21 protein-coding genes and 2 pseudogenes are annotated in these 25,994 nt (G+C 29.5%); 6 read left to right on the plus strand and 17 right to left on the minus strand.

Annotation, left to right across the window (positions count from 1 at the left end; translation table 11 throughout):
* Nucleotides 1-21: 21 nt before the first annotated feature.
* Nucleotides 22-1,194 (minus strand): cation:proton antiporter, encoded by a 1,173-nt coding sequence (locus B3J31_RS12310; protein WP_346866992.1) that lies wholly within the window; start codon nt 1,192-1,194, stop codon nt 22-24.
* Nucleotides 1,195-1,212: 18 nt separating this feature from the next.
* The gene (locus B3J31_RS12315) at nt 1,213-1,557 is read right to left on the minus strand and encodes a hypothetical protein (protein ID WP_346866993.1); all 345 of its coding nucleotides are present in this window, start codon (nt 1,555-1,557) and stop codon (nt 1,213-1,215) included.
* Between the two features lie 173 nt (nt 1,558-1,730).
* Here B3J31_RS12315 and B3J31_RS12320 point away from each other — a divergent pair, with 173 nt between their 5' ends.
* The gene (locus tag B3J31_RS12320) at nt 1,731-2,258 is read left to right on the plus strand and encodes a superoxide dismutase family protein (RefSeq protein WP_346874021.1); all 528 of its coding nucleotides are present in this window, start codon (nt 1,731-1,733) and stop codon (nt 2,256-2,258) included.
* Nucleotides 2,259-2,379: 121 nt separating this feature from the next.
* Here B3J31_RS12320 and B3J31_RS12325 read toward each other — a convergent pair whose 3' ends face one another.
* Together B3J31_RS12325 and B3J31_RS12330 are read right to left on the minus strand one after the other, a co-directional pair.
* Entirely contained in the window at nt 2,380-5,748 is a 3,369-nt protein-coding gene (locus B3J31_RS12325; protein WP_346866994.1) for an AAA family ATPase, read from the minus strand.
* A 57-nt stretch (nt 5,749-5,805) separates the two neighbouring features.
* Entirely contained in the window at nt 5,806-6,477 is a 672-nt protein-coding gene (locus tag B3J31_RS12330; RefSeq protein WP_346866995.1) for a Crp/Fnr family transcriptional regulator, read from the minus strand.
* A 109-nt stretch (nt 6,478-6,586) separates the two neighbouring features.
* On the opposite strand from B3J31_RS12330, the gene B3J31_RS12335 reads away from it, so the two are divergent.
* Together B3J31_RS12335 and B3J31_RS12340 are read left to right on the plus strand one after the other, a co-directional pair.
* Nucleotides 6,587-6,799 carry a DUF362 domain-containing protein gene (locus B3J31_RS12335; RefSeq protein WP_346866996.1) on the plus strand — a complete coding sequence of 71 codons (213 nt, stop codon included), beginning with the start codon at nt 6,587-6,589 and terminating at the stop codon, nt 6,797-6,799.
* Nucleotides 6,799-7,380 carry a 4Fe-4S binding protein gene (locus B3J31_RS12340; RefSeq protein WP_346866997.1) on the plus strand — a complete coding sequence of 194 codons (582 nt, stop codon included), beginning with the start codon at nt 6,799-6,801 and terminating at the stop codon, nt 7,378-7,380. Before B3J31_RS12335 ends, B3J31_RS12340 begins: the two co-directional genes overlap by 1 nt.
* Nucleotides 7,381-7,411: 31 nt before the next feature.
* On the opposite strand, the gene B3J31_RS12345 is transcribed toward B3J31_RS12340, so the two are convergent.
* The 3 genes from B3J31_RS12345 to B3J31_RS12355 all read right to left on the minus strand — a co-directional run bounded on the left by B3J31_RS12345 (nt 7,412) and on the right by B3J31_RS12355 (nt 10,535).
* Entirely contained in the window at nt 7,412-8,578 is a 1,167-nt protein-coding gene (locus tag B3J31_RS12345; RefSeq protein WP_346866998.1) for a hypothetical protein, read from the minus strand.
* 210 nt (nt 8,579-8,788) lie between these two features.
* Nucleotides 8,789-10,207 carry a [FeFe] hydrogenase H-cluster radical SAM maturase HydG gene (hydG, locus tag B3J31_RS12350; protein WP_346866999.1) on the minus strand — a complete coding sequence of 473 codons (1,419 nt, stop codon included), beginning with the start codon at nt 10,205-10,207 and terminating at the stop codon, nt 8,789-8,791.
* A gap of 82 nt (nt 10,208-10,289) precedes the next feature.
* Nucleotides 10,290-10,535, minus strand: a complete 246-nt coding sequence (locus tag B3J31_RS12355; protein ID WP_150845249.1) for a TM1266 family iron-only hydrogenase system putative regulator — start codon at nt 10,533-10,535, stop codon at nt 10,290-10,292.
* Nucleotides 10,536-10,845: 310 nt separating this feature from the next.
* Here B3J31_RS12355 and B3J31_RS12360 point away from each other — a divergent pair, with 310 nt between their 5' ends.
* The gene (locus B3J31_RS12360; RefSeq protein WP_346867000.1) at nt 10,846-11,784 is read left to right on the plus strand and encodes an AEC family transporter; all 939 of its coding nucleotides are present in this window, start codon (nt 10,846-10,848) and stop codon (nt 11,782-11,784) included.
* Nucleotides 11,785-11,952: 168 nt separating this feature from the next.
* Here B3J31_RS12360 and B3J31_RS17020 read toward each other — a convergent pair.
* The 3 genes and pseudogenes from B3J31_RS17020 to B3J31_RS12380 form a co-directional block, all read right to left on the minus strand.
* Nucleotides 11,953-12,710: pseudogene (locus B3J31_RS17020) on the minus strand (metalloregulator ArsR/SmtB family transcription factor).
* 110 nt (nt 12,711-12,820) lie between these two features.
* Nucleotides 12,821-13,141, minus strand: coding sequence for a rhodanese-like domain-containing protein (locus B3J31_RS12375; protein ID WP_150845253.1), 321 nt, complete (start codon nt 13,139-13,141; stop codon nt 12,821-12,823).
* Nucleotides 13,142-13,467: 326 nt separating this feature from the next.
* On the minus strand, nt 13,468-14,973 hold the full coding sequence (locus tag B3J31_RS12380) for a carboxypeptidase M32 (protein WP_346867001.1): 1,506 nt from the start codon (nt 14,971-14,973) through the stop codon (nt 13,468-13,470).
* A gap of 559 nt (nt 14,974-15,532) precedes the next feature.
* Here B3J31_RS12380 and B3J31_RS12385 point away from each other — a divergent pair.
* Both B3J31_RS12385 and B3J31_RS12390 read left to right on the plus strand, forming a co-directional pair.
* Nucleotides 15,533-16,102, plus strand: a complete 570-nt coding sequence (locus tag B3J31_RS12385; protein WP_150845794.1) for a LemA family protein — start codon at nt 15,533-15,535, stop codon at nt 16,100-16,102.
* Between the two features lie 2 nt (nt 16,103-16,104).
* Nucleotides 16,105-16,902 carry a TPM domain-containing protein gene (locus B3J31_RS12390; RefSeq protein WP_150845869.1) on the plus strand — a complete coding sequence of 266 codons (798 nt, stop codon included), beginning with the start codon at nt 16,105-16,107 and terminating at the stop codon, nt 16,900-16,902.
* 71 nt (nt 16,903-16,973) lie between these two features.
* On the opposite strand, the gene B3J31_RS12395 is transcribed toward B3J31_RS12390, so the two are convergent.
* The 7 genes and pseudogenes from B3J31_RS12395 to B3J31_RS12425 all read right to left on the minus strand — a co-directional run.
* Nucleotides 16,974-17,834 (minus strand): undecaprenyl-diphosphate phosphatase, encoded by an 861-nt coding sequence (locus B3J31_RS12395; RefSeq protein ID WP_150845795.1) that lies wholly within the window; start codon nt 17,832-17,834, stop codon nt 16,974-16,976.
* 192 nt (nt 17,835-18,026) lie between these two features.
* Entirely contained in the window at nt 18,027-18,422 is a 396-nt protein-coding gene (locus tag B3J31_RS12400; RefSeq protein ID WP_150845796.1) for a PqqD family peptide modification chaperone, read from the minus strand.
* A 182-nt stretch (nt 18,423-18,604) separates the two neighbouring features.
* Nucleotides 18,605-20,536 carry an OPT family oligopeptide transporter gene (locus B3J31_RS12405; protein ID WP_150845797.1) on the minus strand — a complete coding sequence of 644 codons (1,932 nt, stop codon included), beginning with the start codon at nt 20,534-20,536 and terminating at the stop codon, nt 18,605-18,607.
* 217 nt (nt 20,537-20,753) lie between these two features.
* Complete coding sequence (locus tag B3J31_RS12410; RefSeq protein ID WP_346867003.1) at nt 20,754-22,196, minus strand: aminoacyl-histidine dipeptidase; 1,443 nt, start codon at nt 22,194-22,196, stop codon at nt 20,754-20,756.
* A 475-nt stretch (nt 22,197-22,671) separates the two neighbouring features.
* Nucleotides 22,672-23,874 (minus strand): sodium/glutamate symporter, encoded by a 1,203-nt coding sequence (gene gltS, locus B3J31_RS12415; RefSeq protein WP_346867004.1) that lies wholly within the window; start codon nt 23,872-23,874, stop codon nt 22,672-22,674.
* Between the two features lie 59 nt (nt 23,875-23,933).
* Nucleotides 23,934-25,268, minus strand: coding sequence for a hypothetical protein (locus B3J31_RS12420; protein ID WP_346867005.1), 1,335 nt, complete (start codon nt 25,266-25,268; stop codon nt 23,934-23,936).
* 136 nt (nt 25,269-25,404) lie between these two features.
* Nucleotides 25,405-25,950, minus strand: a pseudogene (locus B3J31_RS12425) (EFR1 family ferrodoxin); the annotation flags it as partial.
* Between the last annotated feature and the right edge of the window lie 44 nt (nt 25,951-25,994).

Here is a 25,994-nt window from a genome sequence, read left to right on the forward strand (position 1 = left end):
ATAACTCCTAATATTTTATTATTAAGCTTTATTTGCTTCACCTGCTTTAAATATAGCTATTTTAGTACATAGTGGGCCTATTAACTCATATATAACAGTTCCTGCTAATATTATAGTTCTAATCTGCGTACCATAAGCTGGTAATTCATTTTGAACTATAAGTGCTAGTCCAATAGCTACTCCTGCCTGTGGTACTAAAGTTAATCCTAAATATTTTTGAACTATAGGCTCTGATTTAGCTATCTTAGCTCCTAAATAAGCTCCTAAAACTTTACCAACAACTCTAGCTATTATATAACCTACTCCAATTATACCTACAGTCTTCAAAACTGACATATCTAGTTCTAATCCTGATATAGTAAAGAACGCTATAAATATTGGATTAGTAAATTCATCTAATACAGTAAGTAATTTAGTTTTACCATCGGTAATGTTACTAATGGTTCCACCCATAACCATACAAGTTAATAATCCAGACAAATGTAATTTATTAGCTACACCTATAGCTAATAAAATTACACCTATAGCCATGCTCATAGTTTGTTCTCTACTGTTAGATAATCTATTGATAAAAGCTAATGCAAATCCTAGTATTATTCCTAGAATAGTAGATCCTATAATCTCTATAAAAGGATTCATTATTGACATCACGGTCAAAGCTCCTGTGCCATTCGTTAAAGCTTTTGCAATAGATAAAGCTATTCCAAAGGCTATAACTGCAATGGCATCATCTATAGCGACTACTGGTATAAGAGTATTTACTAAGGGTCCCTTAGCTCTATATTGCTTTAGAACCATAATTGTAGCTGCAGGTGCTGTTGCTGAGGCTATTGCACCTAAAGATAAACTAAAAGCTAATGGTTGCTTAAATACTGTTACCATAACTAAAGTTACGACTACTACTGCCATAAGTGCTTCAAATAAAGCAATAATTATAATTCCAGAACCAATTTTCTTTAAATCCTTGAAATTCAGAGAACTACCTATACTATAAGCAATAAACCCTAAGGCAGCCTCTGAAATAACTGTTAATCCATGGATAGCTTCAGTAGGTACGATCTTTAAAACAAAAGGTCCTATTATTATCCCTGCTACTAAGTATCCTGTTACCTTTGGTAGTTTAATATAACTTACTAGTAATCCTAAAAATATACCTGCAAGTATTACTATCCCTAGTACATATAACCAATTCATCTTTAACTTCAGTCCCTCCTATTTTTGTTGAAAACTACCTCCAAATACCCTATTAACTGGAATTGTAAATGCTATTCCATTACCTGGTCCATTTAATCCTCCAGTTACTTTGTTGATAATCTCGAGTGCTTGTTCTATTCTTTCTTTCTTTAAAACTGTAAATACTGTTTTATTAGATGACCTTCCTTTGTTTAATAACAATTGAAGCGAAGAAAACATACTTGCATCTTCACAGCTAGATAAAATGTTAGCCATCCCTACAGTATCAATAATTGTAGACCCACTTATACCTATGTTAGTGAATTCAATCATTATTTCCTCTAAATCCCTTGGGTCATTTAATACAAATATTAGAACTTCCATTTATATCCCTCCCCTTCCTTATATATCTATTATATATTTTTTGTTTAATTAAATCAAATTTACATAAATTTTATTTAATTAAACTAAATTTAATTAAATACATAAAATTTTTATTTTTCATGTACACACACCAACTTACTACAACATATTATAAATTATATTGTATCAATAAAATGGAGTGTATTGATTTGAGAATGTCCAATGATAAATTTAGTATTAACGATATAATTAAGAATAATATCATCCCTGACCCCTCCGCATATGCATTATTCCAAGGTGGTTCCTTAGCTCCTGATCTAAATGGTAGAGCTTTATTTTGTTCTTTAACCGATGGAATACTTCTTAAAGTCTGTGTTACTGGTATTCCAACATACAACTCTGAAGGAAAACCATCACTTTTCCATGGATTGCATATTCATGAGTTTGAAAATTGTAATATAGGTGATCCAAATGACCCTTTTAAAACTACCGGTGGGCATTGGAATCCAACAAATGAACTTCACCCGTATCACTATGGAGATCTTCCACCACTAATGTCATCAAATGGTATTGCTGCAATGGATGTTTATTTAAGCAGATTTTCTATAAAAGATATTGTTGGAAAAGCTATCATAATCCATGAAAATGCTGATGACTTTACTAGTCAACCTGCTGGTAATTCTGGGAAACGATTAGCTTGTGGAATAATAATGCCTACTTAGATACTGTTAATACTTATTAATTGTTAATACAAATTCTATATATCAAGCTTATAAATTTTATACTAAAGTAAAGAACTATATCAAAACATATCTTGATATAGTTCTTTACTACTTTATTTTACTACTTTACAATATTTCTTTTTAAAAATTCTTTCTTACTGTTTATAATATCATCTAAGGTTATAAAATTTATACTATCTCTACTAAATTCTTCATCACATATTCTAATACTCTGAGTTCTTATAAGATTATCTAAATACTGTTTTATCATTAATCCATTTTTTATTACTAAATTGGGATTACCATATATGTCTATTATAGTTTTATTAATTTCCTCTTCTGCATCTTTCGATAAGGAATATCCTTTTTTACTTAATATACTTAATGCTATATTACATAATCCCATATAATCATAATCTTCAAAATCAAACCAAGTTGGAAATCTATAGTTAAAGGCTGGATTAGATAATACTAGTTTTTTCATTCCTTCTTTTTCTCCTGAAAGGATTAATATAACCTTATTATTTTTATCTAAGAATTTAATGAAATCTGATACTATTTTATTATATTGCTGTTCCTCTAGGAGAAGGTCTACCCTATTTAGAAATAGCATTTTCCCTGAAAATTTACTAAATATATCTTCAATTTTTATTCCCTTATTAATCATTGCCATGAATTCATACTTATCCATTTCTACAATGTTTTTAGCTTTAACTATTCCCATACTATAATACATTTCTGAGAGAATATTAGCTACAGTTTTCTTCCCTGTTCCATTTTCCCCTGTAAATATTATGTTCATATATCTATTGATATCTGAGCCTAATCCTATTTTTTTTCTTCTTTCTCTAACTTTTAAAAGCTTATATTGATTTTTTAAAAATTCCTTTGCATCTTCATTACCAACTAATAGCTCTAATCTACTATCTAGATTAAATATGTTATCATCTTCAATAACATTTATATTTTCTACATCCTTAGCAGTTATAAGGTTCATCTCATAGACACTGATATCCTCTTCTACAATTCTTATGCTTTGATTTCTAATTAGTTTTTCCACATAATTCCTAACCATCCTACCATTTCCTGATTGTGCATCTGAGTTATTGTAGATTTCAACAAAGCTTTTCTTTAAAGTTATGTATCCATTCTTAGATAACTTAAACCCCTTTACTTCAACAAGCTTTACAGCCATCTCAAAAAGTTCATTAGGATTATAGTCTGCAAAATTAGTCCATAATGGAAATCTTGACCTTAATCCAATGTTTACATCAAAGAATTCTTCCATTTCTTCTTCATATCCAGCTAATATCACTATTACTTCTTTAGAATAATCTTCAATTAACTTTAACAGAGTTTCTATAGCTTCAATTCCTAACGAATCATTAGCAAGGGTATATGCTTCATCAATAAATAATACTCCACCTAAAGCTTCTTTAAACTTCTCTTCTGTTTTCTTTGGGGTTTCCCCTGGAATTTCTGAAACAAAACTTGATCTATCAGTTTCTACTAGTTGACCTACCTTTAATAATCCCATACTATTTAGCATTTCAGCTACTAATCTTGCTATGCTTGTTTTACCTGTACCTGGATTACCTGTAAATACCATATTTAAATTTTGCTCTATCTTAGTATTTACTCCAACAGATTTCCTTTTTTCTTGAGCAACTATAAGCTTATATTGACTTCTTAATAGTTTTTTAACATCATCAAGACCTATTATTTCATTTAATTTTTCTTCTAAATCAAACTTTGCATTTGCTCTAAAGTTAAAGTTATCTCTATCTAATAAATCAATCTCCTTATCACTGTTAGTTAGATATTTTTTCGAAGCATCAATTATTGCATTTTCCACTATATTTCTTACAAATCTAGCATTACCTAAATCATTTTTACCTGTAATTTGGTTTCTTGTAAATAAATCTATTAAACCTGCTTTTACATTCTTTGCTATTCTATACCCCTTAGATTTAGCTATATTAACTGCTATTTCATACATTTCTACTGGGTTGTAATCTTTAAAGTGTATAGTATTTGAAAATCTAGATTTTAGACCTTGATTTATAGTTAGAAATCTTTCCATATCTTTCTCATAACCAGCTAATATGACTATTAAATTATCTCTATTGTCCTCAATGCCCTTAAGTAATGCATCTACTATTTCCTTACCTACCTTATCTTCTTCACTTTCACATAAGGAATATGCTTCATCTATAAATAGTACTCCTCCTAAGGCAGAATTAATTATATCATTTGTTCTCTTAGATGTATCATTAATGTTCTCTGTAACAAAATCTGCTTTACTCACCTCTACAAATACACCTTTAGATAATATACCTAAGGCGTTTAAATATTCAAAGGTAACCCTAGCTGCATTAGTCTTTCCTGTGCCTGCATTTCCTGTAAATATCATATTCATAGATATCTTTGAAGTTTTTAGTCCAAGTCTTTTTCTTATTTTTTGTACTTTCCAATTATTTTCAACATTTATTATAAAATTCTTCAGTTCCTCTATACCTATTATAGAATCCAATTTATATTTTACTTCTTCAAGGGTAGGTACTAGATAGTTCTCTAACTTGTATATTTCATCATCTGATTTGCAATATATCTCATTCTTATCTACATATATTAAAATCTGACTTTCACTATAAAGTCCTTCCTTTTGTATTAGGTTCATAATTGGTTTATAAATTTTATAGGATATATATTCACTGATTCCAAAATTGCTATCTTCTATGAAGTTTTCTTGTAAGAAACTACAAATTCCAAAGTTATCTTCCTCTTCATCTTTATTTTCTATTCCAAGAACTATATTTCCTTGCATATGCTTTTGTATACCATCTATTGACCTTAACACTTCTCTTCTAATTACTTTATTTTGTTCCTCTTCTGTAAGGCTTTCAGTATATAATACCTCTTCCCTATTATCTAAAATTCCATCTTCTATTACATTATCATCACTATTATAAATAAATATGAAAAATTTATTATGGCAGATGAATTCTCCTATATTGTCTTTATCCTTACTCTTTGCTTCAATAAGAAACTTATTTTTCATAATATAGTTATCTTTTAACTTTAAACAAGTATTAGGATATATTTCTGATAACACATTTAAAATATTTTCTGAAGCTTTTTCAGTATTTTTAAACATTATTACATGTGAACTACTATTTAGTTTTTCATATAAGTCACTTAAAAAAGCATTATATCCTAAATTAAAATTATAAGAAGCTAAATCTATTTCATCTATATGATAATCTTCAGTTAATCCTTCCTCATTAAGTTTTTCAAATAATAACCTTACACTAGCTTTTTTAAAAGTTCCTCGTTTACCGGCTAAAAGTAATATGCCCTTCTTATCTTCTTCAAACTTTTCTTTAAAATAATTGCACAATTTATGAATGAAATCTCCTTGCCCTATTATTTCATTATTCATTTTTTTTACTATATTTAAAAAACCATTACTTAAACTTTTGTCTTTCATATAGAACTTCACCCTTTCTTTTGTTTATGTAGTTATCTTTGTATTATAATTTCTTTACTAATTATATAGTTCTTCTAAATCTTTTAGTAATTGAATTTTACCTCTTGATATTAATAAATACCCTTTTTTCTCTAGTTCCTTAAGCTTTCTGCTTATTACTTCTCTTGAAGAATCTAATTCAAAAGCAAGTTCTCCATGGGTTGTATAAATTATTTTAGTATTCTTACTAAGTAATAATTTAACCAATCTACTTTCTAAAGATTCATGAATTCTAGCTTCTTTGTTTTCTATAACCCCTCTAAATTTTGCATATAGATCTTTATATATAACTTGCATAAATCTAAAATCACTTAATAAATAGGCTTTCACTATATCTGATGGTAAAATAGCAATTAAAGAGTCTTGCATGGCTATGCCTTCAATATTTAGTGATTGACAATTTACAAAGCAGCTTAATGCTTCATGACATAGCTCACCACGCTCTACATTGTATAAATTAGTTTCATTTCCCTCTTCTGTTACTTTTTGAACCTTTATAATTCCACTTATAACAAATAACATACCTATGCAGTTTCCACTATCTGTTTTTAAATACTCCTCACTTAATAAACTTTTAAAAATTACATTTTTTCTTATAATTTCATGGCTATCATCTATTTCTTTTAATACAGGATAAGCATCATACAAAGCTTCAAGTCTTTTATTAAATACATCTAAACTATTTAACATATTGTCCTCCTAAAAAAATTGCTTGTGTGACTATATCACATATTTTCTTTTAATTATACAGTTATAATATGCTTACTACAACATTTATAAAACAGGAGGATTTAAATTTATGGAAAAGAAAATTGTTAAAAGAAAGGCTTATGTGGATACTAGCTACTGTGTAGCCTGTGGTGCTTGTGAAAAAGTCTGTCCCCTTGGAGCCATTGCTATTAACAAGGGTATTTTTTCAAAGGTTGATTATGATAAGTGTGTTGGATGTGGAAAATGTGTTATAGCTTGCCCTGCATCTACTATAGAAATTAAACAACTAGGAGGTAACTAATGAAAAAGAAGAAAAAGCATCTTTATGAATATCTTTGGATACTATCTTCCCTATATTTAATTTTAGGGTTATTTAATATACTCTTTGCTTGGCTAGGATTAATTTGTTTCATCGTACCTTTATTAATTTCAATAGTTAAAGGAAATAAAGGCTATTGCAATAAATACTGTGGTAGAGGACAACTATTAGATTTATTAGGTAATAAGTTAAAATTATCAAGAAATAAGCCTATGCCTAAATTTTTAAAATCTAAATATTTTAGATACGGATTTTTAATTTTCTTTTTAACTATGTTCATTAATATGGTATTTAACACCTATTTAGTTTTCCAAGGGACAAATACTCTAAAAGAAGTTCTTACTATACTTTGGACCTTTAAATTACCTTGGAACTTCACAGATTTATCCTATGTTTCTCCTTGGATAGCTCAATTTAGTTTTGGCTTCTACAGCTTAATGTTAACTTCAACTCTCCTAGGTATAATTACCATGGCCCTTTATAAACCACGTTCTTGGTGTGTTTATTGTCCAATGGGTACCATGACTCAAGGAATTTGTATAATTAAAGATATGAAAAAATAGAGGGCTAGCCCTCTATTTTTATAAAGAAAATTTAGTTATTAAATATACAAATTAAATATTGATAATAATCTACTACACTACCACTTATAGGTTCAACTTCCTTATCTGTAAGTAAATTTTCCAAACCTTCTTTGTAAGGAGACCCTTTTCCATTTAGCTTAAATAAAGTAAAGTCTTTCAAGTTTAACTTTTCTATATTTGCATATTGATTTACTATTTTATTAGATACTATAGGTATAGATAATACTTTAAGTTTTCCCTTATCTTCCATTAATTTGGCTAATGTGATTGTTTCTTCTCCATTGTATTTTACAGTTTCTTTAAAAATATGCATTTGACCAAATTGCCCATAGTATTTGCCCTTAGGATTTTCATTATATATTCTCATAAAGTTATCATAGATTAAATCATCTCTATATACCCTTTGATTTTCTATATATTTCATAGTATTCATCATGCTACTTAGATTATTTTTAAATTTCTTGAAGTTATCTCCAAATAAATATATATATATATCGGTATTGCTATTTATATCCTTATTTAAATCAACCAATATTCTAGCTATTTCCTCATCATCTTCTACATCCCCATTAAGTATACTTTTAAAATTATTTATTTTCTCTATTATTTCTGTATCTGGTTCTATATTAGGAATTAAGCTAAACATTTCATTTAAAGTATAATTAGCTTGAAAATCTATATCAATACCAAAAGCTTGTATCTTTTTATCCTTAGGTAAAGTTTTATTATAATTATACACCTCTTGCCAGAATTTATAGTAATCATCACCACCATAGCTAGGGTTAGCATTTCTTACTGGTTCTATTGCCTCTTTAAGTAGCTTCTCATCACCATTTTGTATATACTCATTTAACTTACTCACTATACTATACTGTAATTCACATATTAAATATCTGACCTCTTCTTTTTCATTCAAATATTTTAACATCTCAATACTTATTTTTTCATTTCCTAACTTTCCATGATCTTCACCAGTAAAAAATATATCATACTCACTGCTATCATTAATTAAGTTAAGAGTAGTACTTATTCCATCTTCACTAAAATCTGCAGTTTTATTATTATCTGCTAAATACTCTTCTGGCGATTTAACCTTATAAAAATTTAAATAACCCAAATAACATACTATAATAACTATAATTACCCCTAAAATAGTAACACCCTTTTTACTATTCATTTTGCTCCCCCCATTTATACTACTAATAATTATATTTCTTGACTCAATNNATTGAGTCAAGAAATATAATTACATAAGTTAATTAAAACTTATTATAAACTATTTATTGTAAAATCTAAACCAAATATACTTAAAAATAGCATATCGTGACATAAAATTCTAAATATAAATAAATCACCCTAAACTTAGGGTGATTTATTTATATTATATCTAGAATCTAAAATCACGTTTTCCTTCATTAAGTTCTTTTAGGTGTTCCTCTACAATACTCTTAACTTTAGGATTAGGAATTTTCATAGCTTCATTTTTTATGACTTCTTCGCCTTTAGCTTTTGTATCTTCAGATGCATAATCCTCTAGATACTCTTTTAAAGTCATTAGGGCATTAGGTAAACAACAGTTAGAAATTTGACCTGATTTTACTAACTGCATAAATCTGTCTCCAGTTCTACCTTCACGATAACAAGCAGTACAGAAACTAGGGATATATCCCATACCAAGTAACCAATTTACAATTTCATCTAGAGTTCTTGTATCGCTAATATCAAATTGTTTTGAATTATCTTCCTCTTTTTCCTTCTGAGCATATCCTCCAACGCTTGTACATGAAGCTCCACTAATTTGAGAAACTCCAAGATGAAGCACTCTTTCTCTAGATTTTTGAGATTCCCTTGTAGATACAATAATTCCTGTATAAGGTACTGAAATACGTAAAATTGCAACAATCTTTGCAAATATATCATCAGAAATTCCATTAGTGAAATCCTCTGGATTTACTTCATCAGCAGGACAAATTCTAGGTACACTGATAGTATGTGGTCCCACTCCCATGGCTGCTTCTAAATGCTCTGCATGCATGAGTAATCCAACAAAATCATACTTATACATATTTAATCCAAATAAAACTCCTATACCAACGTCATCTATACCACCCTCCATAGCTCTATCCATAGCTTCAGTGTGATAATTATAATCATGCTTTGGTCCTGTTGGATGTAATTCTTCATATAATTTTTTATTATAAGTTTCTTGGAATAATATATATGTTCCTATTCCAGCCTCTTTTAATTTTCTATAATTCTCAACAGTAGTAGCAGCAATATTTACATTTACTCTTCTTATATCACCATTTTTATGTTTTATGCCATATATAGTCTTTATACTTTCTAATACATATTCTATAGGAGAATTTATAGGATCTTCACCTGTTTCTAGTGCAAGTCTTTTATGTCCAAGATCCTGTAATGCAATTACTTCCTTTTTAATTTCTTCTTGAGTAAGTTTCTTTCTAGCTATATGTTTGTTTCCATGGTGGTAAGGACAGTATATACATCCATTAACACAATAATTAGAAAGGTATAATGGAGCAAACATAACTATACGATTACCGTAAAATTTATTCTTTATCTCCATAGCTAATTCTTCTATTTTTTTATTTTCTTCTTCTAAATCACATTCTAATAGCACTGCTGCTTCTTGGTGATTTAAACCTTTACATCCTCTAGCCTTCTCTATAATACTATTTATTAACTCTTTATTATTTTTATTTTTCTTAGCATATTCAAGGGTTGATAATATTTCTCCATCTTCAATAAATTCAGTTGCTACCTTAGATTTTACATTATACATACATCTACTCTTCTTTCTTATTAGGATTTTAAGTGCTTTATTCTAATATATACCTAATTCGTTCTGATTTTATATATTTACTCTACTTCTTCGAATAGATCGTTTTTACAGTAATACCATCAAGCATACCCAACTTACCAGATAATGAACTAATAATATCATTAGTTGCATCTATAATTACGCTAATAACACACACCTCCTTGTCGCGATATGGTACCCCCATTCTCCCAACAATATATTGTCCATAGTCATGTAAAATATTATTTAATTTTTCTGTAGCTGTAGTATCCTCTACTATAATTCCAATCAATGCGATTCTTGTTTCCAAAGCTTATGCTCCTCTCAAAAAAATACTCTCTGCATCCCAAAAGAGAGCAGAGATAGTATATCGCTATCCTATGACACCGCCTTATCATTTGGGCTAACCCTCATGTACTTCAGAACGATTTAAATCTATTACTCTTCCTCCTTGGATACTTCCTTAGAGTAAGACTACATTTTTATTTTAACACCTATTACAAATATTATCAATTATTACTTATACATTGAAAAACACTTTAACTTTGTATACAATTAATTGGGATAAACATGTAAAATATGAGAAATAGATTAACAAAAGACTAGAAAGGATATTGATTATGGAAAATTTGATTTTATCAATAAATGTAGTTTTACCACTGTTTCTTACCATGGCTTTAGGATATGTATTAAAACGATTGAAAATGTTTGATGACAATACTCTAAAGGTCATGAATAGTATGACCTTTAAGGCTTTTTTGCCTCTATTGTTATTTTATAATATATATAAAACAGATTTAAAAGGAGCTATAAATCCGAAACTTATTTGCTTTGCACTTATAAGCGTTACCCTTACTTTTATAGTACTATGCATTCTTATTCCTCTCATTGAAAAAGATAATAAAAAGCGTGGTGTTTTGATACAAGGTATATTTCGTAGCAACTTTGTAATATTTGGTTTACCTGTAGCATGTTCCCTATTTAGTGAGGACAAAGTTGGTGTTGTAGCTATACTAATAGCTACCGTTGTCCCTGTTTTTAATATGCTAGCAGTGATATCCTTAGAAATTTTTAGATGCGGAAAGCTAGATATTAAAAATACTCTAAAAGGAATTATTACTAATCCTTTAATTATAACATCAGCAATTGGACTATTATTTCTTATCTTTGGAATAAAACTTCCAACGGCTATCGAAAAATCCATAAGTGATATATCACGAATTGCTACACCTCTTTCCCTCATTTTACTTGGTGGTTCCTTTTCTTTCACCGATGTAAAAGCTCACTTGAAACAAACTATTATAGGTGTAACTGGTAGACTTATTGTAGTTCCTAGTATTCTTATGCCTATAAGTATATGGTTAGGTTTTAGAGATATAGAACTTATAGCGTTAATGCTTATCTTTGCATCCCCTACTGCTATTTCTTCCTTCACTATGGCTCAAAAAATGGATGGTGATAGTGAATTAGCTGCCCAAATAGTAGTATTTACTTCAGCCTTTTGTATACTTACAGTATTCCTGTGGATATTCACATTAAAACAGTTTAGCTTAATTTAGAGGATAGATTAAATGTATAGTTGGACTGTGTAAAAATAATCCGTCAACATGTTATAGATTGTATATTCTATCACTATAGTTTTCAACAGAGCCATTATTAAAAGAACTGTATGAAAATAGAAGCACTTATTTCTATTTTCATACAGTTCTTTCAATTCTTAATTATATTTAATGATGGTCACATCCATCATGATTACAAGTATGATTCATAGCGAATTCTGACAACTCACCATTTTTAAGCTTCTCTAAGTTTGTATTTATAGTTCCTTCTGCTGCTCTATATACCTTTATTCCTTGGGAGTTTAACTTAACTATAGCCCCTTGACCAATACCACCTACAACCACAGCATCTACTACTTCTCCTGATAATGCTTTCATTGGTTGACACATACCATGCTGATGACCTAAATCACCATTTCCTATAGTCTTAACCTCATTAGTTTCTAAATTACATACTACAAACATTGGAGCTGTTCCAAAATGTCCATATGGTACACTCTCCATACCTTCATTAGATTTAACTGGAAAACAAACCTTCATTACTCTTCCTCCTTTAATCTCTCTTTACAGCATTTCTTTACTACCTTACAATTTTTTTCACATTGTAAAGCATGAAAGCTCTCTAAACTTACATTAAACTTATCATCTATTGAGCATATGTCATCAGTAATTAATACATTAATAAATTCTATAGCTTTTTCTAAAACTTTCTTATTTAAGTCATAGATTACATGATATCCTCTTTTGTAACCTACAATTAAATCTACTTCCTTAAGAATTTTAATGTGTTGTGATACTGCAGCTTCAGAAATTTGTAAATGCTTAGCTATTGCCTTTGCACAAATATTCTTCTTAGATAATAATATTAGTATTTTTATCCTTGTCTCATCACCAATAGCTTTAAAAACTTTTACACTTTCTATCATATATACTCCTTTTATAATATAATTTAATTAAGTATTAACTTAATTAAATTATATTACTCTTAAGTGATTATATCAACTAAAAATTAAAATATTCTATACAATAATTAAAGTTATTTTCTTTTAGCCCCTTTATATGCTCCAATACCACCTCTAACATTAATCACATTAAACCCTTCTTTAGTCAATCTCCTACAAGCAAGTGAGCTTCTCGAACCTGTTTGACACATAAGGTAATATTCATTTTCTTTTTTAAGATATCTATCTGGATTGTTTAAAAGATTTCCCATTGGAATATTTCTAGCTGTTTTCAAACTTCCATTTCTATATTCATATATTTCTCTAACATCAATTAAATTAATCTTACCTAACAAACTATCTATATCATTAATACTTATTACTTTTCCATTATCCCTTTTTAAAAAATTAAACATTTTAACGCCTCCCTATATATGATAATTCAAAATCTGCTTTTTATTATACATATATTTTATCCTTTTTAATATTTTATTTATGTGAGTTAATCACTTATTGTTTATTATTAATAATCATATATATTCACAATCACTAACTTTAGATTTAACTAATTTTCATATTAAATGCAATAAAAAATAAGAACTATAAAACTGAAAGTTCATAGCTCTTATTTTTTGACATCTTGACTAAGTTGAGATCTATAGGCATATTTTAAGGAAACGCCTTCTCATATATATTCGAATGAGTAAGTTCGACTAACTAAATCATAGATTTAGAGTGTCACTTATATTTCGTAGATTTCTCCGTATTTTTTATTTAGGTACTCTAAGAAGTATTTAGGATTTAACTCTTCTCCTGTTACTTTTACAATAAGCTCTGATGGAGTATAAAGAGATCCAAACTGATGTATGTTTTCTCTTAACCAATCTTTTATCACTGCAAAATTACCATTTTTAACTTCTTCGTCATAGGTAGGTATATCTTGTCTCATTTTATTTAAGAATTGAGCTCCATATACATTACCAAGAGCATAGCTTGGAAAATATCCAATTAAACCTGCACCCCAATGAGTATCTTGAAGAATTCCTTCTGAATCATTTTTAGGCTCTACACCTAAATATTCCTTGTATTTTTTATTCCAAGCAGCTGGCAACTCTTCTACTGTGATTTCATTATTCATGAAAGCTCTTTCTAACTCATATCTAATTATAATATGAATACTATAAGTTAATTCATCTGCTTCTGTTCTAATTAAAGAAGGTTCTACCTTATTTATAGCTTTATAGAAATCTTCTAAATTAACTCCTTCAAATTGAGGGAATCTCTTTTGAGCCTCTGGATAAAAATAAGCCCAAAATTCCTTACTTCTTCCTAGAATATTTTCATAGTATCTAGATTGTGATTCATGTACCCCCATAGAAGTTCCGCCTGAAACACCTGTATATTCTAAATCATCTGCTGAGTTTTGCTCATAAATACCATGTCCACCTTCATGAATATTGCTAAAGAACGCACTTCTAAAATCATGTTCATCATAATTAGTTGTTATTCTAACATCTTTATTTCCGAAGTTAGTTGTAAATGGATGAACAGTAGTATCTAGTCTTCCTGCCTCAAAATCATATCCTAATTTTTCTAAAACAAATTTACCAAATTCATCTTGATCTTTAGTAGGAAATTGCTTTTTAAAGAAGGACTCGTCTATACTTACCTTAGAGGCTTTAATCTTCTCTAAAAGCTCCACTATACCATCCCTAAGCTCTTTAAATACTTTATCTACCCTATCTACAGTCAATCCTCTTTCATAATCATCTAAGCATTTATTATATATGTTTCCTTCATATCCTATATATTCAGCAAATTCCTTATTAAACTCTATTATCTTTGCTAGATATGGCTTAAAGCCTTCATAATCATTGTTTGCCTTAGCTTGTTTCCAAAATGCTTCTGATGTTGAACATAACATTTGATACTCTTTATTTCTTTCAGGTGGTATCTTTATAAGTTCATCATAGTTTCTTTTTAAATTTTCTATAATCTTTTTATCCTTGAAAGATAATTTGTCCATTTTATCTGAGAAGTACTCTATCCATTCCCCTATTTTTGAAGAAGTCATAAGTTTTAAACACTCTGAATATAGATATCCCACTACTTCAATTCTTCCATCTATAGCTTTAGATGGTATTCCTGTTTGCATATCCCAATGTATTAAGCTTTCTGCATGAATTAAATAAGTTACGTTTTTAATATGCTCCTTTACTTCATTTAATTTTTCATTAATGTTCTCCATTCTCCCCACTCCTTATAACTTGTATTACATAATTTCGTTGTACTAATTATATCTTTATTTTCAATATAATTCCATAGTTATTTATTAAATTTTTATATATATTATGCTTTATGCTACTTATATAATTAAATAACTATATTCAATTTATACACCTAATTTTTAATCTCATTAATTTCCTTCTAAAATTATTTATAATCTAATCATAATTTTGTCACACAGATGTCACAATATACCCTTATTATAAATATCAACAGGAGATAATAAATATTTCGTAAGTAATTCCCCCAAGATTATATAAGAGATAATTAATTTCCTAATATTTAAAGCAAATAAGTTTACCCCTCAAATAAGAAAATTCTGTGTAAATCACAGGATTTTCTTATTTACATTGATTTTGTAAATTTTCTTGATTATAATGAATATAATGTAAAGCAATGGTTTTAATTTATAACTGATTACTTTATGTTTCTAATTAATCTTGTTAAGAATAAGATTAATCCATATATAATATGTGAAATTAAAACATATACTAAATTAAAGATTGAAAGGAGAATAAATTATGAAAAAAGGTATGAAGGTTTTCCTTCCTATAATAATTATTGTGATTATTATTGCTGTATTTTTAGTTGGAAATTACAATAATCTTGTAACTCTTAAACAAGGAGTTAGTGCAGCGGAATCAAACATTGATACTCAGCTTCAAAGAAGATCAGATTTAATCCCTAACCTAGTTAATACAGTAAAAGGATATGCAACTCAAGAAAAGGAAATTTTTACAGAAATAGCCGATGCTAGAGCTAAACTTGCAGGCGCTACAAATATTTCTGATCAAGCAGCTGCAGATACTGAACTATCTAACGCTCTTTCTAGACTGCTCGTAGTAGTTGAAAATTATCCTGACCTAAAATCTAATCAAAATTTCTTAGATTTATCAGTGCAATTAGAAGGAACAGAAAATAGAATTGCAATTGCAAGGCAAGATTATAATACTGTAGTTACAGAATATAATACGAAAATCTTAAGATTTCCTACCAACATAATTGCTTCATTATTTGGATTTGACGAAAAACCATTTTATAAGGCAAGTGCAGGTGCTACAGAAGTTCCTTCCGTAGACTTTTCTAATTAATGATGAAGAAGAAAACTAAATTTTTAAAACACTGTCTTTCTTTTCTTGTTGTTATTCTGTTATCTTTTTCTTTTAGTGCATTAGCAGAGGATACTTATCCTAGCCCAACTATATATAAATATCTAAATGATTATGTTGGTATTATAGATAGTGAAGATGCCAATAAAATTGTTTCTCTAGGTAAGGAGCTTGAGGATAAAACAGGTGCTCAAGCTGTAGTTGTTGTAATGAACACCCTAAACAATACTCCAATTGAAGATTATAGCAATAGTCTCTTTAGAACCTGGGGAATAGGTGAAAAAGGCAAAGATAATGGTCTTTTAATTCTTGTAGCCATAGATGACAGGCAATGGAGAGTAGAGGTAGGAAGAGGTCTTGAAGGTGCAATACCTGATGCACTTTCAAGTAGAGTTATGACTTCCATTGCAAAACCAAGTTTTAAAGATGGAAATTATAGTGAAGGAATTTTAAATAGTTATAGTGTTTTATGTGATTATGTTAGTGAAGAATACGGTGTCACCTTAGATAAGTCTTTGAATGTGACAATGCCTAGTGAAGAAGATTATGAAGATAATGATGGTTTTAATATATTTATATTTATAGCTATCATCATCTTTGTATTTATAGATTCCATCTTCAATAGGGGTAGATTACTACGAATGTTGTTTTGGACTAGTAGAGGTGGCAGAGGTCCTCGAGGTGGTGGTGGCTTCGGCGGCGGTGGTTCTTCCGGTGGCGGAGGCTTTGGCGGCTTCGGTGGAGGTTCTTCCGGTGGCGGTGGATCATCTGGTAGTTGGTAGTTATAAAAAAAGAGAACAAGTTCATTTTTTCAATGAACTTGCTCTCTTTTTTATTAAAGTTATCATTTAATTTAAGCTACTAAGGTAATAACCTTTGTAAATACTAACACAGCAAGTAGTACTCCTACTGCTACTCTGTATATAGCAAATACTCTCATAGGCTTTTTCTTTAAGAAAGTAACAAATTTGTCCATAACTATTATTGATACAACAAAGGCAACAATAAACCCAACTATTAATGCAACCCATAAGGTTGGAGTCATAATAGAATAGTTAAATTCAAATAAATCTTTAGCTGATGATCCTACCATTGCAGGTACTGCTAAGAAAAATGAGAATTCTGCTGCTACTGGAGTTGAGAGCCCTGCAACCCAACCTCCCATTATGGTAGATGCACTTCTTGACATTCCTGGCCATACAGCAAGAACTTGGAATATCCCTACCTTTAATGCTTGCATAGGTGTTATATCATCTATGTTTTTAACAGCTTTGCTTTTTCTCTTTCTAAAGAAGTTTTCCACTATAAGTAGTAAAAATCCTCCTACTAATAATCCAACAATTACTGATTGAAGATTAAATAAACTTTTAATTTGCTTATAAAAAATTACTCCTACTATTCCCATTGGAATACATCCAATCAATACATTAATTCCAAATTTAAATCCAGTTTGACCCTTCTTACCCAATGTGAATATGAATTTAAAAAATTCTATTACACTATCCTTAATCTTATTCCAATATAATACCACTACTGCAAGTATAGCCCCTAGTTGAATAACTACCTGAAACATATCAGCAAAATCACCACGGAAGTTTATGGCATTACCAACTAATATCATATGTCCTGTAGATGAAACTGGAATAAACTCTGTTAATCCTTCTACTATTGCAATAATTATTGCTTTTATTATAACTATCAAATCTAAACCCACTAATTTTCACTCCTTGCTACTTGTACCGATTTTGACATACATATAGTTTACCTTACATGCATAAATAGAACAAGAGGATAACCTTACATATATCTTTCAATGATGTAAGGTTGTCCCCTTTAATACCTATAAACCTTGTATTTACATAGGTCTTATAATTTTTAATTTTATGTTAATTAAACACTATGTATATTAAATTTCAACTTCTTTATCATATTCTTTAAACTTTATCCATCCTCTTTTAGATATGTATTTTAAATAAGTTACTAATCTATATAGCTCTCCATCTACATTTTCTTTATAAGTTTCTGCCATGAGCTTTGCAATATCATAAACAGTTCTATTTCCATCTATATACTTCCATACTGTAGAACATCTCTCATCTAGTTCTAATTTAGTTTCAGGAGTTCTTTTAACCATCCAAGCTAGAAACTTTTTAACTGGATCAGTAACTTTTATATGTATAACAACTTTACCATCTTTTTCTTCCCAATTTTGTTGTTTAATTTCAGGTACATAAAGGGCAAAATTATGCTTTGTATCTTGAGCTTGTTTTTCTATTTCTTCTTGCGTTTTCTTATTTTTCATGCAAAATTCCTCCTAACTTATTTATAACTATTAAATATAAGATATTCTTTAATTCAAATTATTATTCTTTATTATGTAAATTAATTTGTTACCAATTATTAAAATCGCTTGTCCACAGATAGACTTTACCTGTGGCAAAGCGATTTTAAATTATTTTATAATTTACTATTTAACAGTTATAACTATTTAACAGCCTTATCCTTTTTACAAGAGAACATGTAAATCCATAATCCTAGTAATAAAAACATTACGCAAGCAAATAGATTGCTTTGAGTTATTCCTGTTAAGAAATTCTTACCGAATGATATGTTTATATTAGCAGCTACTAATCCAGCTACTACTATACCCATCAATGCATCTCCAGCAACTAAACCTGATGCAAGAAGAGTTCCTTTTTCAACAACTTCTCCTCTTCTATCTTGATCCTTAGCGAATTTTCTTTCAACGATTTCTCTGATTATTCCACCAACTAAGATAGCAGCATTTAAAGTTATTGGAAGGTATATACCTAGAGCTACTGGTAATACTGCTATTCCCGCTAACTCACAGAATAATGCAATTGCAGCACCAATTATTATTAGTGTCCATGGCAATTGAGCTGTCATAATACCTTCAACTATCATTTTCATAAGTGTAGCTTGAGGCGCTGCTACATCTGCAGAACCTATTCCATAAGCAGTATTTAACATGTTAATTACAAGTGCTGCAAAAACTCCTGCTACTGAAAGTGCAATAAACATTCCTATTTGAACCTTTTTAGGAGTACCACCTATAATAAATGTAGTTTTTAAACTTTGTGCTGCTCCTCCAGCTACTGCTATAGCAACACAAACAACTCCACCTATTAATACAGCTTTAGTCATATACTCTTGGCTTACTCCACCAGTTAATTTAATTACAGTAGTTACAAATAACATTGTAGCTATAGTCATACCTGAAACTGGGTTGTTTGATGCTCCAATTATACCAACCATTCTAGCTGAAACAACAGCAAAGAAGAAGCTGAATAAAACTGCCATGATTCCACCTACAAATCCACCGTTAACCATTGGTAATAACCAAGTTAATGCGAATCCAAAAGCTGCTGCTAGAATAACCCAAGTAAGAGGTGCTTCTAAATCAATTCTACTTACCTTATCATTTTTACCTGCACCTATTCCACCCATAGCTTGTTTAAAACTTGTGATAATAGTAGGAATAGACTTAGCAAGAGAAATAAATCCTCCCATTGCAACAGCTCCAGCACCTATATATTTAATATAGTTAGCCCAGATTTCGTTAGCACTCATTTCAGCTATAATTTTAGTAGCTGGGAATAAAGGTTCTGCTAGTCCAACTCCTAAGAATTTAATTAATGGTATAAGTGCAAACCAAGCTATAACAGAACCACCAAACATAAGTAATGATGCTCTAGTACCAACTATAAATCCAACACCAAGAAGTGATGCTAAAGTGTCAAATCCCATCATTGTACCTTGATAACTTTTAATAACATAAGTAGCTTGCTCTCCCCAAAGTGCAAATCCACCTGAGAAAAGTTTATATCCAGCTCCTACTCCAAGACCAGTCATAACTGTTTTGAAGCCTTGTCCACCTTCACTACCAGTTACAAGAACTTCAGCTGCAGCCATCCCTTCTGGATAAACTAAATTTCCGTGTTCTTCCACGATTAAGTATCTTCTAAGGGGTGTAATGAAAAATACTCCCATAACTCCACCAATTATTGTAACAATAACAACGGTTAAAATACTTAATTTTAATCCCCAAAGAATTAATGCTGGCAAAATAAATATAATTCCCCCGGCAATGGATTCCCCCATAGCAGCTAAAGATGCTACCATGTTTGCTTCTAAAATGTTGTTTCTTCTAAACATTCCTTTTAATACTCCAGTGGCAATAATAGCACCCGGAATACCAGCTGATATTGTCATACCAACTTTCAGACCAAGATATGTGTTAGCTGCTGCAAAAACGCATGCTAAAATAATACCTAAAATAATTGAATAACCTGTTGTTTCTGGCATTGCCATTGATGTTGGAACAAAAGGAACATATTCCTCACCTTTGCATCCACCATAAGCACTTTGAGATAATTTTCTTTTCTCTTGGCTCATAAATTTTTTCTCCTCCTTTGTAACTCTTTAACAAGGCACCCTAAAAAAGACACTAATTACTATGTTTAAAAGTTTAATTTATCTACAAGCTATATCTTTATCTTTAATTAATACTATTGATAAAAACATAAACACATTAACTAGTACTCTTCAGGATGCCTAAATCAAATTGTTTATTATTATATTAAATATCTAAAGTAAAATTCACCTTAGGTATTTATTTAATATTTTCTAATAGTGCTATTATAAAGTTCCATACTCTTTCAACAGATGATATGCTCATATGTTCATTTGGAGTGTGTACATCAAATAAATTTGGTCCAAAACTAATCATATCCACATCTGGCATTTTTTCTTTTAAAAGTCCACATTCAAGTCCTGCATGGATAGCATCTATTTTTGGTTCTTCACCAGTAACGTTTTTATAAGTTTCTATACATAAATCTCTTATTGGTGAGTTTGGTTCATATTGCCATTCTGGATAATCCGAATCATTAACAACCTCGGCACCAACTAATTTTGCTACAACATCTATTCTGTCTGTAATTGCACTTTTTAATGTTTTTACTGAGCTTCTCACAGCAGAGACAAAGGTAACTTTTTCTTCACTAAATTCTATTACTCCTAAGTTAAGGCTACTTTCTACTAACCCTTTAATATCCTCACTCATAGTTTGAATTCCATTTGGAGCAACTGTTAAATAAGAAACAATTTTTTCAGTTACTTCTTTAGTTAATTGTCTATTAGCTTCAGCCTTATCAACTATTACAGTTACATCTGGATCTTGTATTCTTAATTCAGTTTTAAAAATTTCTAATGAGTTATTAGCTATCTCTCTAACTTTTTCTACATCTTTAGTAGCTACTGTAATTGTAGCTTCTGCCTCACGTGGAATTGCATTGTTTTTAGCTCCTCCACTTATATGAGAAATATTGAAATCTACCTCTTTTGATATGGCATTTAATAATCTTCCCATAAGTTTATTAGCATTTCCTCTTTGTTTTATTATTTCCATACCAGAGTGTCCGCCTTTTAAACCTTTAACTTCTAGCTTTAAAGCCTCATTAGAAGCATCTTCCCATTGATTATTTATATTTACATAGTTAGTAACTCCACCAGCACAACTTACAAGGAATATTCCCTCTTCTTCTGAATCAATATTTAATAGTATTTTTCCATCAAGCTTTTTAGGATCTACTGCTATTGCTCCATACATACCTGTTTCTTCACCAGTTGTAACAAATAATTCTATAGCTGGGTGTTTTAACTCTTTTGAATCTAAAATAGCTAATCCATAGGCTACTGCTATTCCATTATCTGCTCCTAGTGTTGTTCCATTAGCATAAAGATAGTCTCCATCGATTCTAAGCTCTAATGGATCCATTTCAAAATCATGTACCTTATCCTTATTCTTTTCACAAACCATGTCCATATGACCTTGGATTGTTACTACTGGTGCATTTTCATATCCTTGAGTTGCAGGTTTTTTAATAATTACGTTTAACTCATCATCTTGTATTACTACAAATCCTCTTTCTTTACCAAAATTAGCTAAATAATCACTGATAACCTTTTCATTGCCTGAACCATGAGGTATTTTAGTTAATTCTTCAAAATAGCCTAGAACCTTTTCTGGATTTAATCCTTTTAATATAGACATAAAAATCCCTCCATTATTTGTATTTATTTTATAATCAATATGTATTTTTTATATATTTCAACATTTTAATATGTTTTTCGACTTACAATTTTATATTAATTTTATACTTATAAATTTATAAAGTCAACATATATAAAATAATTATTTTTGAAATATTACCTATAATCCATTTAATAATTCATTTAAGTTTTTTTATATTTTATATAATTAAAAAAGTATTTATAAAAATAGTATTATTTATTATTTTTTAAAATATAATTCTATATAATACCTATGTTAATAGAAAGAATTTATGCTACCTTTTTATAACAACTTTTTCTAATCTCATAATTATTATATCTTTTATGAATTAATTTCATACATTTTAACCTAAGAAAAGCAACATACTATTTACATTCTAATAGTATATTGCTTTTTCTTTTAAATTCCAATATTTTAATGTGTCGTTGTTCTATGATTACCTATATCAATGGCTTCAATGAATTATATTTATAAATAGTGTAATAATTGCAGAATTTACGAAATCTATGAATAAGCATCCTACAATTGGTACTACAAAATATGGGGTAGGTGCAAATCCAAACTTATTTGAAATTGAATCCATATTAGCTACAGCATTAGGTGTAGCTCCCATTCCAAATCCACAGTTTGCAGATGCAAACACTGCCGCCTCATAATCTCTGCCCATAATTCTAAAGGTTATGAAATAAGTAAATACACCTATAAGAATTGTTTGTGCTATTAGCATAACAACCATAGGAATTGCTAAATCTAGAAGTTCCCATAACTTTAATCCCATAAGAGCCATAGATAAAAAGAAGGATAAGCTGATACCTCCAAGATTTTCAATTTCTTTTTCTACTAACTCAATATTTGTGGCATCACAAATATTTCTTATAATTGCAGCCACAAGCATAGCCCCAATATAAGATGGAAAAGTTAAACCAATTCCCTGAATAAAATTAGATATTATAGATCCTATTCCCATTGCTATAAAGATCCAAGATGCACCTGATATTAATCTTTTATGACATAGTATATCTTGGTTGTCTTCATTAAAATCTCCTAGTGGCATACAGGTATTATCATCATCCTCCTTCATAGGAGTATTAAGCTTATGACGTATAATTAATGTTCTAGCAACCAATCCTCCAATTATACTTCCCATAACCAGTCCAAAAGTCGCAGAAGCAAAGGATACAGTTGTGGCACCTGCAATTCCCATTTCTTCTAGAATAGGTCCAAATGACCCCGCTGTACCATGTCCCCCTATCATAGGAATAGAGCCTGTACAAATTCCTAATAAGGGTTCTAAATTAAACAAGGTTGCTAAAACAACTCCAACTGTATTTTGTAGAATTACTAAAAGTACTGATATAATTAAGAATGTTACTACTTTTATACCACCTTTTTTTAATATTCTAATACTAGCCGTAAATCCAACGCTAGTGAAAAATGCAGTCATAAAAATATTTTGTAGAGTTGTATCTAAATTAATAGTTATAAATCCTGTCAGTCTAAATATAAGCATAAGTATTGCAAAAATAAGACCTCCTACAACTGGTGCTGGTATGCAATACTTTTCTAATATAGATATTTTTTCTTTTAAATATTTTCCAAAATAAAAAACCATAGAAGCTAATGCCATTGTTTGAAATATGTCTAATGTCAATTCCATAAATTTATCTTTCCTCTCATCATATGTGTATCTTAGTACGTAAGTATTAAATTTTTAAATCATTGAGTTATCTCCATATTATGAAACACCTTCTTCATATCGTAATGTCCATAATACCAAAAATACTCGTTTATACTTGCACTATCATCCAAATGTAAAATGTTATCAATAATAACTTGTTCCTTCCCCTCCCTATTTCCCTTAATTAAAGAAAATTTATTTTCTTTATCTTTTCTTATAAATACAAATTCACTATCATCATTAATATAATTAGGATAAAAATCCCATCCTACAGATGAGTTAGTCAATTTAGTAATTTCATTATTTTCTAAGTTTACTTCATATATATGTTGATTGTTGGAATTTTCCCATTGCTGAAGATTTTCACTATAAGTTGAGGCTGAATATACTATCTTTCTACCATCACTAGAATAACTTGGAGTCATAGCTACTTCTCCATCCTTAGTGATTTTTTTAAAACTTTCATCTTCTAAATTTAAGATTCCTAAAGTTTTATCTACATTCATAAACCTATATGCACCATTTATAATAGCCACTAAGTTATCATCTATTGGTGATGCAGACATCATATCCTCATAAGTTAAAACTATAATCTCTTCATTAAGTACTTCTCTACACTTGTTACTTTCATCATTATAAACTCCTATAGGCACTCCATCTGCTGTCATTGATGCAGAATTAGGTCTACACCATACAATTAAATTAACTCCATTAATAGAGATGGTAGCCATCTTTGGATCCAACCCTAAATCATGATTTTGGGAACTTATAGGTATATATGGTATCACTACTTTTTCTTTTTTAGTTGCTAAATCTAACTTAACTATTCCTAGAGGAAAAGGATAATTATCCGAATTACCTTTTTTCATAATATTCTTTGTTGCAAATAAAGAGTTATCTTTTCCTAATAAAATTTGTGTATAAAACTCTTTCCCTCCAGTGAAAATTTCTTTAGTTTTATCTTTAACTCCAAATATATATACTCCACCTGTGGACTTAGAATAAATTAAATTTCCATCTTTATCCCATTGATATGCAGTAATACTATCATCTACATTAGTAGTATTTTCTACTTTTTTATAAAAATCTATTTTTGTTACATACAAGTTATTCTTAATATCCCTATAGGCTACATAACCATTTCCACTTATATTTGGCTCTCTATAAGCCCCTTTGTTAAGCATTATTTTCTCTGAAGGGTTATTTATATTCACTGCCCAAATACCATCATCTTTTATAACTACTGCTACCTCAATTTTATTATCTTCTTTTCTATGTGTTAAAGCATAACTTCTATCCTTAGCAAAAGCTATATCATATAATATAAAATTGAAAATAAGTAATACAAAAATAACTCTAAGTAAGTTTTTCATGGATGAACTCCCCTTTTAAATTTCGTACTCTTATTATTATTTTTATTATAAAAATATATACATGTTTTAAAAAGTAAAATCACAGTACTAAAGAGAGTCTTTAAAAGTTCACTGAGCTATATAGGATTATTGCCAGTTATATTTTCATTTCACCTACAGCAATTTTAGGGTTTTTATATTTCTTTTTATTAATTGTATATTTTCCATATTGGATGGCTTCCTTAGGACAATAACTTATACATGCTAAACATTGACAGCAGTTATCTCCCCATTTAGGAACTTTATCAACTTTAATGCATTTAGTATTGCATACCTGTTCACAAAGCTTACATCCTATACAATCATCTGTAACATAAAACTTTTTAGTATTTATAGCTAACTTATTGAATATAGGATTAGCTATAGCTGTCATAACCTTAGGCATTGGTCCTGTTTCAACTTTAAATACATCCCTAACTTTATCACCTATAAGATTATTTACTTCTCCAATGGTCTCCAAAGCCTTAGACATCTTACTATTCACAATATCATCTTCATCTGCTCTTCCAAGGATAATATAATTATTAGGCATAACAATTGAAAATCCACTATTTAACTTTAAACCCTTAGCACCTAGCTTTTTCTCTAGTATTTTCATGTTATTTCCTATGTTCTCACCACAGGTTACTACTGCTGTTAAATAATTGTTCTTATAGTTATTTAATTCACCACTTTACAAGAAAATTA

The organism is Clostridium sp. UBA5988 (genome assembly GCF_002435615.1).
GTDB classification, from domain to species: Bacteria; Bacillota; Clostridia; order Clostridiales; family Clostridiaceae; genus Clostridium_J; species Clostridium_J sulfidigenes.